Annotated in this window: 11 protein-coding genes and 3 tRNA genes; 9 read left to right on the forward strand and 5 right to left on the reverse strand. The window is 60.8% G+C overall.

Annotated features, from left to right (window positions below; genetic code table 11):
* Positions 1–55 precede the first annotated feature (55 nt).
* The 8 genes from nrdF (CI601_RS01575) to rpmG all read left to right on the forward strand — a co-directional run bounded on the left by nrdF (CI601_RS01575) (position 56) and on the right by rpmG (position 5,700).
* The gene (gene nrdF, locus CI601_RS01575; RefSeq protein WP_259465295.1) at positions 56–1,051 is read left to right on the forward strand and encodes a class 1b ribonucleoside-diphosphate reductase subunit beta; all 996 of its coding nucleotides are present in this window, start codon (positions 56–58) and stop codon (positions 1,049–1,051) included.
* Positions 1,052–1,226: 175 nt separating this feature from the next.
* Positions 1,227–1,724 carry a class Ib ribonucleoside-diphosphate reductase assembly flavoprotein NrdI gene (gene nrdI, locus CI601_RS01580; RefSeq protein ID WP_015022389.1) on the forward strand — a complete coding sequence of 166 codons (498 nt, stop codon included), beginning with the start codon at positions 1,227–1,229 and terminating at the stop codon, positions 1,722–1,724.
* A gap of 51 nt (positions 1,725–1,775) precedes the next feature.
* On the forward strand, positions 1,776–3,971 hold the full coding sequence (gene nrdE / locus CI601_RS01585) for a class 1b ribonucleoside-diphosphate reductase subunit alpha (RefSeq protein WP_121914069.1): 2,196 nt from the start codon (positions 1,776–1,778) through the stop codon (positions 3,969–3,971).
* Between the two features lie 170 nt (positions 3,972–4,141).
* Positions 4,142–5,137, forward strand: a complete 996-nt coding sequence (nrdF, locus tag CI601_RS01590; protein WP_029678084.1) for a class 1b ribonucleoside-diphosphate reductase subunit beta — start codon at positions 4,142–4,144, stop codon at positions 5,135–5,137.
* A gap of 116 nt (positions 5,138–5,253) precedes the next feature.
* A tRNA-Tyr gene (locus CI601_RS01595) sits at positions 5,254–5,335 on the forward strand.
* 1 nt (position 5,336) lies between these two features.
* A tRNA-Thr gene (locus CI601_RS01600) sits at positions 5,337–5,408 on the forward strand.
* 4 nt (positions 5,409–5,412) lie between these two features.
* A tRNA-Met gene (locus tag CI601_RS01605) sits at positions 5,413–5,486 on the forward strand.
* 46 nt (positions 5,487–5,532) lie between these two features.
* Positions 5,533–5,700, forward strand: a complete 168-nt coding sequence (gene rpmG, locus CI601_RS01610; protein WP_015022386.1) for a 50S ribosomal protein L33 — start codon at positions 5,533–5,535, stop codon at positions 5,698–5,700.
* A gap of 161 nt (positions 5,701–5,861) precedes the next feature.
* Here the strand turns inward: rpmG and CI601_RS01615 are convergent, their stop codons facing one another.
* From CI601_RS01615 to CI601_RS01635, 5 genes are all read right to left on the reverse strand, one after another.
* A complete protein-coding gene (locus tag CI601_RS01615; protein WP_024626805.1) occupies positions 5,862–7,193 on the reverse strand; it encodes an O-acetylhomoserine aminocarboxypropyltransferase/cysteine synthase family protein in 1,332 nt (443 codons plus the stop codon).
* 112 nt (positions 7,194–7,305) lie between these two features.
* Positions 7,306–9,087, reverse strand: coding sequence for an ATP-binding cassette domain-containing protein (locus tag CI601_RS01620; RefSeq protein WP_081709206.1), 1,782 nt, complete (start codon positions 9,085–9,087; stop codon positions 7,306–7,308).
* Complete coding sequence (locus CI601_RS01625) at positions 9,084–10,904, reverse strand: ABC transporter permease (protein ID WP_121914070.1); 1,821 nt, start codon at positions 10,902–10,904, stop codon at positions 9,084–9,086. The genes CI601_RS01620 and CI601_RS01625 overlap by 4 nt, the downstream gene beginning before the upstream one ends.
* Positions 10,905–10,913: 9 nt before the next feature.
* Positions 10,914–12,104 carry an ABC transporter substrate-binding protein gene (locus CI601_RS01630; RefSeq protein ID WP_024626802.1) on the reverse strand — a complete coding sequence of 397 codons (1,191 nt, stop codon included), beginning with the start codon at positions 12,102–12,104 and terminating at the stop codon, positions 10,914–10,916.
* A 50-nt stretch (positions 12,105–12,154) separates the two neighbouring features.
* Entirely contained in the window at positions 12,155–13,219 is a 1,065-nt protein-coding gene (locus CI601_RS01635) for a uroporphyrinogen decarboxylase family protein (RefSeq protein WP_121914071.1), read from the reverse strand.
* 392 nt (positions 13,220–13,611) lie between these two features.
* Between CI601_RS01635 and CI601_RS01640 the strand changes: the two genes are divergently transcribed.
* Positions 13,612–14,841, forward strand: a complete 1,230-nt coding sequence (locus tag CI601_RS01640) for an FAD-binding protein (RefSeq protein ID WP_121914072.1) — start codon at positions 13,612–13,614, stop codon at positions 14,839–14,841.
* Positions 14,842–14,877 lie beyond the last annotated feature (36 nt).

Raw genomic sequence — 14,877 nt, forward strand, 5'->3', positions numbered from 1 at the left:
AAGCACCAAAGAGAGCACCAAGCCAGAGGCCGGTGTCTATGCCGACGACGAGATGATGCGCAAGTCCATCACCCCGCCCCAGTACCGTGTCACCCCTGAAGCCAGGATCCGTCCGGTCAACTGGAACAACATCACCGACGAGAAGGATCTGGAGGTCTGGAACCGCCTGGTCTCCAACTTCTGGCTGCCCGAAAAGGTGCCGCTGTCCAACGACATCCCATCCTGGAACACCCTGACCGATCATGAGCGTCAGACCACCGTCCGCGTCTTCACCGGACTGACCATGCTGGACACCACCCAGGCCACCATCGGCGAGCTGGTGCAGATCGATCACGCCCGCACCGAGCAGGAGCAGGCCATCTATACCAACATCGCCTTCATGCAGTCTGTCCACGCCCGGTCCTACTCCTCGGTCTTCTCCACCCTCTGCTCCAGTGAGGAGATCGACAAGGCCTACCGCTGGGCTGTGGCCAACGACGTCCTCCAGGAGCGCGTCCATACGGTCCTGCACGAGTACGTCAGCGAGGATCCCCTGAAGCGCAAGGTGGCCTCCACCATGCTCTCCTCCCTCATGCTCTACGCGGGCTTCTACCTGCCCCTCTACTTCTCCAGTCATGCCAAGCTGATGAACACGGCCGACATGATTCGGCTGATCCTGCGCGACAAGGCCATCCATGGCTATTACTCGGGCTACAAGTATCAGCGGGGTCTGGAGGAGAGGACCCAGGCCGACCAGGCCATGCTGGAGAAGTTCACCAACGATTTGCTGGACAAGCTCTACGACCTGGAGATGGTCTACTCGGGGCAGATCTATGAGGGATTCCCCTTCGTCGAGGATGTCTTCGCCTTCGTTCGCTACAATGCCAACAAGGCGCTGATGAACCTGGGCTATCCGGCCCGGTTCGCAGCCGACCAGACCGATGTCAGTTCGGAGATCCTGGCGGCCCTATCGCCATCGGCCAACGAGAACCACGATTTCTTCTCGGGTTCGGGCTCCTCCTACGTCATGGGGCACTCCGAGTCCACGGACGACGACGACTGGGACTTCTGAACGAATCGGAACCGGTGTGATATTGGGCACAGAAAACCCTAGATATGCTCACCGTTTCCGATATCAACAGCACATATAGTAGTTCAGGCTCGCGCTGGGCGGGTTCTGATCGGTCCGTCCTCAGGGCGGGCATCACCGTCAAGACAGGCTCTGGATGGCCTGATCAGGAGGAAGCATGGAGCAACAGCAGACCGCCGGAACTGATTCGGAGCTCAGCGCTCCCGAGTTCGCCGCCCAGGGTCAGCGCCTGGGGGCCGTGGTCTACTTCTCGTCGGCCTCGCGCAACACCGCCCGGTTCATCGCCAACTGCCATTTGGATGACGAGGGGATTGACGTCTTCCGTATCCCTCTGAGGCCCAAGGATCCGCCGCTCAACATTCGACAGCCCTACATTCTGATCGTTCCCACCTATGGGGGCGGATCAGCCAAGAAGGCGGTCATGCCGCAGATCAAGCGCTTTCTGAACGATCCGGCCAACCGGGCCGGCATCCGTGGGGTCATCGCCTCGGGCAACACCAACTTCGGGGAGGCCTTCTGCATGGCGGGGGACATCATCTCCCGCAAGTGCAATGTACCCTTCCTCTACTATTTCGAGCTCATGGGCACCAAGGAGGACCAGGAGAAGGTTCGCCGTGGGGTTGTGGATTTCTTCCGCAACCACCCCGAGTCCTGAGCCAATTTCATTACACGCACTATCACCGCAATACTCATGAAAGGACACCCGATGGGAGCAAACGAGGACACGTCCCTGGCCCTGGATAGGACCGCATCCGAGGATGAGGAGACCTTCGATCCGGCTCACGACTACCATGCCCTGAACGCCATGCTGAATCTGTACGACAAGGACGGCAGGATTCAGTTTGACAAGGACCACGAGGCCGAGCGCCAGTACATGGATCGGCACGTGCGGCCCAACACCATGACCTTCCCCTCCACGGCCGAGAGGATTGCCTACCTCCTGGATCACGAGTACTACGACCGGAAGGTTTTTGATCGTTACACCCCGGAGTTCCTGGACAAGATCTATCAGCATGCAGCCGAGAGCGGCTTCGAATTCGAAACCTTCCTGGGTGCCTTCAAGTTCTACACCTCCTATGCGCTGAAGACCTTCGACGGCAAGCGCTACCTGGAGGACTTCCCCCAGCGCTGCGTGGCCGTGGCCCTGGAGCTGGCCGACGGGGACGAGCAGGCCGCCATGAAGTACACGGATGAGATCATCTCCGGACGCTTCCAGCCCGCCACCCCCACCTTCCTGAACCTGGGCAAGGCCCAGCGCGGCGAGCCGGTCTCCTGCTTCCTGGTGCGTATCGAGGACAACATGGAGTCCATCTCCCGTGGTGTCAACGCCGCCCTGCAGCTGTCCAAGAGGGGCGGCGGCGTGGCCCTGCTGCTCAGCAACCTGCGTGAGATGGGTGCACCCATCAAGCACATCGAGAACCAGTCCAGCGGCGTGGTCCCGGTCATGAAGCTCCTGGAGGACTCCTTCTCCTATGCCAACCAGCTGGGTGCCCGCCAGGGTGCCGGCGCCGTCTACCTGTCGGCCCACCATCCTGATATCATGCGCTTCCTGGATACCAAGCGGGAGAACGCGGACGAGAAGATCCGCATCAAGTCCCTGGCCCTGGGCGTGGTCATCCCCGACATCACCTTCGAGCTGGCCAAGCGCAAGGAGCCCATGGCTCTCTTCTCGCCCTACGACGTGGAGCGGGTCTACGGCAAGCCCTTTGCTGACATCTCCATCACCGAGCACTACGAGGAGATGGTCAAGGACAAGCGGATTCACAAGAAGTACATCGACGCCCGTGACTTCTTCATGACCCTGGCCGAGATCCAGTTCGAGTCCGGCTACCCCTACATCCTCTTCGAGGACACGGTCAACAAGGCCAACCCCATCGACGGCCGGATCACCATGTCCAACCTCTGCTCGGAGATCCTGCAGGTCCAGGAGCCCAGCACCTACTCCGAGAACCTGGACTATGAGCATATCGGTCGCGACATCTCATGCAACCTGGGGTCCCTGAACATCGCCAAGGCCATGGACGGCGGACTGGCCGACACGGTCGAGACCTCGGTGCGGGCATTGACCTCCGTCTCCGACCACACCAACATCGAGGCTGTCCCCTCCATCAAGCGGGGCAACGATGAGGGCCATGCCATCGGCCTGGGGCAGATGAACCTCCATGGCTTCCTGGCACGCGAGGGCATCCACTACGGATCCGAGGAGGGGCTGGACTTCACGGACATGTACTTCATGACCGTGGCCTACCACGCCTACAGGGCCTCCCACGCCCTGGCCGTGGAGCGGGGGAAGGCCTTCGCCTCCTTCGCCAAGTCCGACTACGCCAAGCCGGCAGGCCAGGGGAACTACTTCGACAAGTACACCGATGGCAGCCGTTCCCTGGAGCCCAGGACCCGGCGGATCAAGGACCTCTTCGACCAGTACCAGGTCCACATCCCCACGGTTGAGGACTGGAAGGAGCTTCAGGCGGCCATCCTCAAGGACGGCATCTACAACCAGAACCTCCAGGCCGTCCCCCCGACCGGGTCCATCTCCTACATCAACCACTCCACCAGCTCCATCCACCCGATCGCCTCCAAGATCGAGATCCGCAAGGAGGGCAAGATCGGGCGCGTCTACTACCCGGCTCCCTACATGACCAACGAGAACCTGGACTACTTCGAGGATGCCTACGAGATCGGCTGGAAGAAGATCGTGGACACCTACGCCGAGGCCACCCAGCATGTGGATCAGGGGCTCTCGCTGACCCTCTTCTTCCCTGACACGGCCACCACCCGCGACCTGAACAAGGCTCAGATCTACGCCTGGCGCAAGGGGATCAAGACCCTCTACTACATCAGGATCCGCCAGCAGGCGCTGGAGGGCACCGAGGTCGAGGGCTGCGTCAGCTGCATGCTCTAAGGCGTCTGCCCCAAGGCATATGCAATCCCAGGTCGGTGCCGTCTTTGAGGGCGGCGCCGGCCCTTTGGTATCCACATCCACAGGCCGGGTCCGTCCATGCGGTAGACTGACGGTCCAGTCGTGATCCGCTTCGCACTGTCGAACACCTATCCAACAAGGAGCAATCAACCATGGTCCCACCCATTTCCATTCCCCGGCAGCCGCTGAAGCTGATCGACCGGGTCTCCGCCATCAACTGGAACCGTCTGGAGGACGAGAAGGACCTGGAGGTCTGGGATCGTCTGACCGGCAACTTCTGGCTGCCCGAGAAGGTTCCCGTCAGCAATGATCTGCCCTCCTGGCAGGCCATGAGCGAGGAGGAGCACACTCTGACCATGCGGGTCTTCACCGGACTGACCCTTCTGGACACCATCCAGGGGACCGTGGGTGCCGTCAGCCTGATCCCGGATGCACTGACCCCTCATGAGGAGGCTGTTTACACCAACATCGCCTTCATGGAGTCGGTCCATGCCAAGTCCTACTCCTCCATTTTCTCGACTCTGGCTTCCACCCCTCAGATCGATGCCGCCTTCGAGTGGAGCGAGCACAACGAGTTCCTCCAGCGCAAGGCCCAGATTGTCCTGGACTACTACGAGGGCGACAACCCCCTGAAGCGCAAGGTGGCCTCCACCCTGCTGGAGTCCTTCCTCTTCTACTCGGGCTTCTACCTGCCCATGTACTTCTCCAGTCATGCCAAGCTGACCAACACGGCCGATCTGATCCGTCTGATCATCCGTGACGAGGCCGTGCATGGCTACTACATCGGCTACAAGTACCAGAAGGGGCTGGCCAAGGTCTCCGACTCCGAGCGCCAGGCCATGAGCGACTACACCTACGAGCTCCTGGGCGACCTGTACGACAACGAGGTGGAATACACCGAGAGCCTGTACTCCGGGGTGGGCCTGGTGGAGGATGTTACCAAGTTCCTGCGTTACAACGGCAACAAGGCCCTGATGAACCTGGGCTATCCCGCCCTCTTCCCCTCGGACACCACCGATGTGAATCCTGCCATCATCGCATCCCTGAGCCCCAACGCCGACGAGAATCACGATTTCTTCTCCGGCTCGGGCTCCTCCTACGTCATGGGCAAGGCCGTGGAGACGGACGACGACGACTGGGATTTCTAACCTGTCTGTCCCGCTCTGACACGGAAGACACGACGTTGGAGCGGGACTTGCGGAAAACAGAAAAACATGTCATTATAGGCAAGTTGCCGTACGGAGCTCCGGTTCTAGTGCGACATGGCGGATTTCCCAAGCGGTCAAAGGGAGCTGACTGTAAATCAGCCGCGTAATGCTTCAGAGGTTCGAATCCTCTATCCGCCACGCCTCGGTAGCTCAGTGGCAGAGCACTTCCTTGGTAAGGAAGAGGTCGTGAGTCCGATTCTCACCCGAGGCTCTCTGGCGGGGTAGCTCAGCTGGCTAGAGCGTACGACTCATAATCGTAAGGTCAAGAGTTCGAGTCTCTTCCTCGCTACTGTGGCCGACATACGTCGGTCGTGCAACGACTATAGAGGTGAACCATGGCAAAAGCCGCAGATATCCGTCCTGGCATTACGCTGGCGTGCACCGTGTGCAAGGAGCGTAATTACATTACGACCAAGAACCGTCGTAACACTCCTGACCGTCTGGAGCTCAAGAAGTTCTGCCCCCGTTGCGGCAAGCATACCCTGCACCGGGAGACCCGCTGAGTTCTTCCCGTCTTCTGGCTTCATCAGGACCCGACCATTTGGCCGGGTCCTTTTTTTATGTACAGGTTCTTCTTTATGCAAATCTGCCTATATGCCTACTCCGCATTATCTGAAGATACTGCTGGGAGCAGAACGGGTTTGGTGATGTAGGGGACTCAGCCTTAGAGAGTGCCCTGGTAGGCGGTCGCAAATGCCTGATCCAGATCGGCGATCAGGTCGTCCGGGTTCTCCAGGCCTGCGGAGATTCGAATCAGGTCGTCGCCCACACCGGCGCTGAGGCGGTAGGGTTCTGGAACCTCCCTGTGGGTGATCCTGGCCGGGTCCACAATCAGGGTGCGACAGTCGCCGATGTTAGGCATGTAGCTCATGAGATGCACCGAGTCCACGATGCGCTTGACCTGCTCATAGCCTCCTTGGACCTTGAAGGAGAGGATCGTGCCGACACCCTTGGGCAGCAGGGTCGAGGCCAGGCGGTCCTGCTGGTCTGCATTCCCTTGGTGCCGACCCTCGGGAATGCCCGAATAGTTGACCTGCTCCACCTGGGGAATGGTCAGCAGGTGGCGGGCCAGAGTGGTCGCTGTCTTCACCTCGGTGGCGACCCGCTGGGGCAGAGTCTCAAGGCCGGTCAGCTGCAGGTAGGCGGTGAAGGGACTCATGACCGCTCCGAAGGTGTGCAGGTACTTGGTATGGACTCTGCGGAGGAAGGCCATCTTGCCGAAGGCATCCAGAAAGCTGACCATGGACCCGTGCCGCTCGTCGCTGATGATCAGTTCGGGCTGGCTCATCTGCGGGAAGCGGCCGTTGCCCCAGTCGAACCGTCCTGCATCCACGATGACCCCGCCCAGGGAGTTGCCATGGCCGCTGATCCCCTTGGTGGTCGAATGGACGACGATGTCGGCACCGAAGTCGATCGGGTTGAGCAGGTACGGTGTGGGCACCGTATTGTCGATGATCAGGGCCAGCCCATGCCGATGGGCCAGGTCGGCCAGGCCGGGGATGTCAGCTATGGCCGTGGACGGATTGGCCACGGACTCGGCGAAGATGGCCCTGGTGTTGTCCTGGATCAGGGATTCCACCGCGTCAAGATCGTTGATGTCGTCCACAAAATCCGTTTCAATGCCGAAGTTGGGAAAGAAGGTCTTCATGGTATCCACGGAGGTTCCATAAAGATCGACAGGGGAGATCAGCCTCCCGCCACCTTCGGCTGCGCACATGAGGGTGGATGACACGGCGGCCATCCCTGAAGCCATGGCCACAGCCCCCTTGCCACCCTCCAGACTGGCCAGACGCTCCTCCAGGACCTTGACCGTGGGGTTGGCCAGGCGTGAGTAAGAGAACCCTTGAATTTCGCCGGCGGCCAGGGCATCGCCCCGGTCGGCGGTGACCATGTCAAAAGCTGCCGACTGGTAGATGGGGACGCTGGCCGCGCCTCCGCCCTGGCTTTGACAGTCATAGCCGTCATGGACGGCTTTTGTTGCAAATCCTTTGCTCATGCGGGTGTCTTCCTCTGCTTATGTCCGGTCGTGAATCCTTCGCTAGCCCACCATCGAATCTTCTTTCAGGGTCTCGGGCAAGGCTCCGCTCATAGGTGTTCCTTATTGCCCGCTATCGGGAGGTTGCCTTGCCCAGGTATGCCTGGCGGACACGTTCATCATTCAAGAGCTGTCGGGCGGGCCCCTCCAGACGGATCAGGCCGTTCTGCAGCACGTACCCGTAGTCGGCGATGGACAGGGCCAGCTCGGCCTGCTGCTCGACCAGAAGGATGGAGATGCCCAACTGGTCCCGAAGGGAGGCGATCTGCTCAAGCACCTGGTCGACCAGCTTGGGGGAGAGACCCATGGTCGGCTCGTCCATGCATATCAACCGGGGATGGCTCATCAGGGCCCTGCCGAAGGCCAGCATCTGCTGTTCGCCTCCTGAAAGGGTGCCGGCCTGCTGCCCACGACGTTCGGCCAGGCGGGGGAAGCGCTCATATATAGCTTCCAGATCCTGCTCAATCTGACTGCGTTCCCTTTGGGTGTAGGCACCCATGCGCAGGTTCTCTTCCACGCTCATGGCGGCGAAGACCCTTCTCGCCTCAGGCACCGAGGCGATTCCGGAACGGACCCGATCCTTGGTGGGGGTGTGGGTGATTTCCCGTCCATCCAAACGGATGGTTCCCTCCTTTGGAGCGAGCAGGCCCAGGATGGTCTTCATGGTTGTGGACTTGCCTGAAGCGTTTCCGCCCAGGAGGGAGACGATGCCGCCTTGGGGAACGCGAAGACTGACATGGTCCAGGGCCTTGACCGGGCCATAGCTCACATCCACGGCATCCAGGGAGAGCAAGGTTCGATCCCCCTCGGTGGTTGGCTTCCCCTCATTGTCATCAGACGACTCAGCTTTGGTTTTTAGCTTGGTTCCTGTGCTGTCGGAATCCTGGCCATCGATCGGTTCTACAACGGTGGCCGGAGCCAGGGCGTTCTGCCGGGCCAGAACATCTGCCTGCCCGTTCATGGGGGCATCGTTGCGGGGTCTGCGGTCGCCCAGGTATGCGGCGATGACGCGGGGATCGGCACTGACCTGCTTGGGAGGTCCGGAGGCGATGATCCTGCCGCCGTCCATGGCGATGACCTGGTCGCACAGTGCTTCGATAAGGTCGATCTTGTGCTCCACCAGGAGCATGGTCTGCCCGTGGGCCTTGAGCTCCAGGAGCTGTTGCAGCACCTCGGCCGTCTCCGACTGGTTCATTCCTGCCGTGGGCTCGTCCAAAACCAGGATGTCGGGGGAGCTGACGTGGGCTCTGGCTATCTCAGTGCGGCGCCGGTTGGCGTAGGAGAGTGTGTAGGCGGCCTGGGTGCGATGTTCCTCCAGGCGCTCGCTGAATCTGTCGATTTCGGACTGGACGGCCTTGCGCTCGACGACCGCCTCCCTCCGGCAGGCGGGACCGGGCATCAGCGTCAGCCAGGTCTGCGTCAGCAGGGGGATCCATCGCAGGATGGGCCACCGCTCCAGGCGGCGAAAGGGTCTGCGGGCTTCCAGGCGTCTATGGAACCCTACAGCCACATTCTCCTCAACGCTCATGGTCGGAAAGACCCTGCCGTTCTGGAAGGTGCGGGACACCCCCTGCTCGGCCATGTCCGTAGCGGGCAGGCCGGTCACGGTGCGTTCCTTAAGGCTGATCTGGCCCGAGTCGGGCTTGAGAAAGCCGCAGATCAGGTTGATGGTCGTGGACTTGCCTGATCCGTTGGGGCCGATAATGCCTATCACCTGGCCGGATGCCAGATCCATGTTCACCTCGGCCACTGCCTGCAGTCCCTGGAAGCTCTTGCTCAGATTGCGCACGCTGAGCAGGGGCTGATCGGGACTGTCGCGTACGGGTTCGGTATTGTGTCGGCTGCCCGTCATCATGCCCTCCTTTTGGTTGAGAACAGACCCTGTGGTCTGCAGATGATGAAGATGATCAGGACGAGTCCGTAGGCCATGATTCTCACCTCGGGCAGGATGCGCAGCAGTTCAGGGGCCCCTACCAGGATCAGGGAGCCGATCACGGCTCCGGTCGGGGACTTCATGCCGCCCAGGACGATGATGGTCAGAATCAGGGTCGACATGGTCGGGTTGAAGAGGGTCGGATCGATGTAGGTGTATTGGTGCGCCAGCAGAGCACCAGCGATACCCGCCGATCCGCATGCCAGGGCGTAGGCCAGCGCCTTGTAGGCCCCTGTCCTGATCCCCAGGGACCAGGCCGCTTGTCCGTCCTCGCCGATGGCTTCGAAGACGTGACCCAGGTGTGAGGACCTGATCCGAGAGATCACTGCGAGGACTAGTAGAAGAACGATCAGGTCCAGTAGGTACTGCATCTGCTGGGTGTAGAGCGGCTTGCCCAGGAATGTTGGCAGCGGAATGCCCTGCAGACCTAGCGAGCCCCTGGTCAGAGGTTCCCAGATGCGGATGATGGCGACCATGACTGCTCCCACCCCTATGGTGGCGATAGCCACATAGTGGCCACTGAGCTTCCATACCGGGAATGTCAGCAGGGATGCGGCCAGGGCGGCGATGACAGCCGCGCCCAGCAGGGAGAGCGTGAAAGGCCAATGCAGACGCATGGTCAATAGAGCCGAAGCGTAGGCTCCCACGGCCACAGGTCCCGCCAACCCCAGTATGGTCTGCCCGGCCGAGCCCGAGATCAGCGTCAGGCCCACTGCGGCAATGGCGTATATGGCAACCTGGGTCCCGATGCCGGCCAGATGGTCGGAGAAAATGAAGGGGGTGGCCAGAGCGGCTGCCGCAAGGCCGAGGTTGGCCCAAAGTGGCAGTCGGATGGGTCTGGCGGCTTCCGGGAGGGTTCCGGTCATGGGCTCCTTGCCCATGTCTGCCTTGCGGCCCAGGAATCCTGAGGGTTTGAGGATCAGAACCAGCAGAAGGGTGCCGAAGGTGATTAGATCATGCACACCATCGCCGAAGAGTCCTACGCCTACGGCCTCGGCCAAACCCAGTACCAGGCCGCCGATAATGGCTCCGGGGATGGAGCCCAGTCCGCCGATGGCGGCGGCCACCAAGGCCGTCATGCCGATGGCGTTGCCGTCCATGGGGTTGATATTCGTCTTGAACAGACCGATGAAAATTCCGGCGATACCAGCCAAGACCGAGCCGATAACGAAGGCTATGGTGCGAATGGAGGTGACCGGTACTCCCATCTGCAATGCGGCCTGGGAATCCTGGGAGGTGGCCCTGATGGCCTGTCCGGTCCTGCCGTAGGTCAGGAAGGCCCAGAGCGCAGCCATGCTGGCCAGGGCCACCAGACCCATGACCAGGTCGGAGGTGCCGAAGCTGATGCCCAGCGCATGCAGGTTGTGGGTGGGCAACAGCTGGGGGAAGGGCCTGGTCTGAGAGCCAAAGATCAGCTGCATCCCGTTATCCAGGACCTGTCCTAGACCCACGGTGCCCAGGAGGGAGGCGATCGGTTGCCGACCCTCCAGGGGAGTGATGACCAGGAGGTTGGTGATCAGGCCGACCAGGCCCGTGACCAGGACGACGGCCAGGATGGTGGGAACGAGTCCCCAGCCTAGGGAGGAGCCTACCCACCAGGCCGTCATCATCCCGACCGCTACCAGGGATCCTTGTGCGAAGTTGGCCACATTGGTCACTCCGAAGACCAGGGACATACCCACGGCGGCCAGGGCGTATACGCCGCCGTGGATGAGTCCGGAAAAGAGCGTCTCGACCATGATCGCTGCTCACTCCTCGATCTGTTTGAATTTGCCCTGATCCACCTGAAGGAGGATGGGCTTGATCGTATCTGCCCGGCGGGTCTTGGTGTTGAACCGGAAAGTCCCTCCCTGGCCCTGGTAGAGCGGGAAGTCCTTGACCTTGCTTAGGGCCTCCTGGATGCCCTCCCTAGTGGGGCTGGTCTTCTCGCCCGCGTAGGCCAGGTCCTTGATGGCCTGGTAGGCAGTGATTTCGAAGTTGCCGGGGACGGTGTGATACCGGTCCTCAAAGCTCTTGACGAAGGCTTTGGCTTTCGCATCCTTGGTGCCTGTTGCCGAAAAGACGCCGGTAATGATGGCCCCTTGGGCGTTCGCTCCGGTCAGGGAGAGGAACTCCTTGGTCTCCTGACCGCCGAAGAAGGGTCCCTTATAGTCCAGTTTGTCCCGAAGGGTGTTGGCGATCAGCGCCCCATCTGGTCCGTAACCGATGTCCACCACGGCCTCGGGGGCGGCATTCTTGGCCGGGATCAGTATTGGAGTCAGGTCCGTGGAATCGGGCAGATAGGAGGACTGGTAGACGATCTGCACCCCGAGCCGTTCCGCAGCCTCCTTGAAGTACTGGAAGGATTCCTTCCCCCAGTCGTTTTCTATATAGACGACGGAGATCTTCTTGGCTCGCTTGGACACCGCCTCAGCGTTGGCTTCTTGGTAGGTCTTCTGCGATATTTGAGGTGTCCATACATGATCGCCCGAATTCGTGAAGGTCGGCGAGGAGTTGTTGAAGCCGTAATGAACCAGCCCGGCCTGTTGGAAAATAGGCGATGCGGCTGAAGAGGCCGGCGAGGAGTAGTCGCCCACAACGGCGATGACTGATTTATCGGAGGCGATCTTTGGGGCGACGGCGGCATCCTGTTTGGCATCTGATTGGGTGTCGTAGTAGTCGATGTCCAGGCGCTTGCCCTGTATTCCGCCCTTCTTGTTGACCTGGTCCTTGGCCAGGTCGAAGCCCTGCTGGAACATCTTTCCGTACTCGGCGTAAAGACCGGTCTTAGGGTAGATGGCAGCGATGGTCACATGGTCTGACGATCCTGCGGAGGAGCCCTTGTCGCCTCCCAATCCGCAGGCCGACAGCGCTCCGGCCATGGCCATGGTGGTCATGAGGGCAACCATTGCCCTGATGGTGCCACTGTGCTGCCGGTGCTGCTTTGATGTGATGACCATGATGTCTCCCTTGGAGTTTGACGGTTGATGTCGGTGGGTTGTTTGTGGCTTCAGAGTTCCTTGGGGGCCCGGGTTCCGCTCAGAACCCGCAGGGCCTCCTCGTCGGCGGGCGTTGGAATGGTGCATGAAGGTGCCAGGAGGAAGGGACGGCCTTGACGAGCCTGGATGGTCTGGTCCAATTCCTCGCGGATCTGGTTTACATCGCCGCCTGGGTTGAAGAGTTCGAAGTCGGCTCCTCCCACGGGTACCGCTGGAAAGTCGGTGCTGATTTCAGGATTGCCTGGGCGGAACTGGTCCCAGTGGAGAAAATCGGGATTCAGGTCGGTGAATTCTTCGGGATGGGCATCCTCCCGGCAGGTATGCACCAGGACCAGGGCTTCCGGATTGGCCTGTCTGACTGCTTGGATCACGATCCGGTCATAGGGCTTGGCCCATTCCTCCAGTTGCGCCTGGTTGAAGTAGCCATGGCTGGCCAGACCCGTCTCGGCGAAGAAGATGCCGTCCAGACCAGCCCCGCCCTGCTCCTTGCGGCTGACCAGCAGGGCTGCGTAGTCGGCAAGGGTCCGGGCGATGTTGTCCAGCGCCGACTTGGCCGCCTCGGGCTGGTCGAAGATCAGCGTCTGTCTGTTCAGACCCCTGTCATCTTCCTGCGCGGAGCCCTGCCCCTCGGGATAGAGGGGGAGATCGGCCAACTGAAGGAGGACTGAGAGCGGGGAGAAGACCGTGTCGATGACTGCTCGGTCCTCAAGGCCGTCTCGGATGCCTCTGGCAGCTTGGATCTGCTCTTGGAGCACCTTGTTGGTTTCGGGGTCGCGGTGATCGATGCGGGCGATATCCCCTGCCTCCTGGATGGCCGTGCGGACGGTGCGCGGGATCAGCCAGTCATAGTGATCCTTGTCGTAGACTGCGTCCCAGACCTCGGCGTAGTAGATGGCCCTCGGGTTGATCTTGACCCAGTCCCAATCCCACTTGCGAACGAAGTCCAAGGTGGCTGCGGCAAAATTCTCAGCACCGTACTCGTGTCCGATGTGGTGCTGCCAGGCGGAGGTCAGCCAGGCTTGGTTCCCCTGGCCATGGGCTATCTGGTGGAACTGGGTTCTTCTGTCTTCTGTCATTGCATGCTCATTTCCTGGTATGTGTCCTATGAACGCCCGGTCAGGTGTCCAGGTGGTTCCGGTGCCCTTCGTCCGGAAACAGGGCTTTGGAGATTCCCCTTCCCAAAGCTCTTGTCACATAAAACCCCCAGGAAGCAGGCCCGTCAACGACCTGGCATATAGGTAATATCTATCGCCGCTAATCGTCCCCTGACCCTGCGCGGGTCTTGCGAAAGCTATAGGAAAAGCTGATAGGGGGGTCAGACAGGACTTCGCAGTCACCTTGATGTCCTTGCTTTGCTATCCGAGTATGACCGATTGATGATCGCCAAGGGCGACAAGGGCATTTCAGGTCTGGCATGGCTCCTGCTCGGGAGAGGCCCTCATAAGGGAACGATGATACAGTGAATTGCATGTCTGACGTATCCTCCAGAGACACCATTCCGACCTTTGCCGATATCACCACTGTGGGTGTGGGCGGGAGCATGGCCGCCTTCGTTCAGCCCCAAAGCCGTGTGGGCATGATCGAGGCTGTGGAGGACGCGGATTCCAAGGGGTTGCCCCTCTGCCTGATCGGCGGGGGATCCAACCTGCTGGCCTCCGACCAGGATTTTCCCGGCGTGGTTGTGCGTGACACCCGTCAGGACATCAGCGTGCCCGACGAGGTGGCTCCGCCTGAAGGTGGTGCTCCTGTTGTTCACATTAACGCAACGGCTGGGACCAACTGGGATGATCTGGTCTCCTACTGCGTGCGCATGCACCTGATCGGGGTAGAGGGCCTATCCGGCATCCCCGGGACTGTCGGGGCCTCGGTGGTCCAGAACATCGGCGCATACGGCCAGGAGGTCGGCCGCCTGGTTGACTCGGTCGAGGTCTGGGACCGCCAGGACAAGGTCACTGCCTATCTGCGGGCCTCGGATCTGGATTTCGGATACAGGACCTCCCTGCTCAAGCAGACCATGTATCAGGCGCCGGCTGTGCCTGACGCACGGTTCTTCCCCACGCCGCGCTACGTGGTCCTTTCGGTTACCCTGGTCCTACGACATGGGTCCGCCGCTCAGGTGGGTTCCGCCCAGCTGGCTAAGGCCTTGGGTGTGGAGGTTGGGGCAACCCTTCCCCTGGAGCGGATCCGCCGGGCGGTTCTGACCGTCAGAGCAGGCAAGGGGATGCTGGAGGATCCCTACCGGTACCTGACCGATTGGATGGGATCCTGCCGTCGAACCTCCGACCTGGAAGAAGCTCTGGAGGCAGTCCAGGATGACCTTCACGGCCCCAGGGGCGAGCGGGTGCTGCTTGACCGTCATAGTTGCGGGAGTTTCTTCACCAATCCGATCATCAGCCCTGAGGCCGCGGATGCCCTACCGGTGGATGCCCCGCGCTATCCTGTCGAAGACTCAGCGTTGGTCAAGACCTCAGCGGCTTGGCTGATCGATCATTCAGGCTTCCACAAGGGATTCGCCCTGGAGGAGACGTCGGCTGCCGCCCTGTCCGACGTACACACACTGGCTTTGACCAACCGCGGAGGTGCCGGTTCCGATGACATGGTGGCCCTGGCCCGTGCCATCCAGAAAGGCGTGGATTCCACCTTCGGCATCCGCCTGATTCCCGAGCCTGTTACCCCTGGCATCGATCTGGCTTGGTAGCTCCTGCTTTCACCTGATGAGCGTATTTCGGTTTTG

This window comes from Bifidobacterium sp. wkB344 (genome assembly GCF_003688305.1).
GTDB lineage: Bacteria > Actinomycetota > Actinomycetes > Actinomycetales > Bifidobacteriaceae > Bombiscardovia > Bombiscardovia mizhiensis.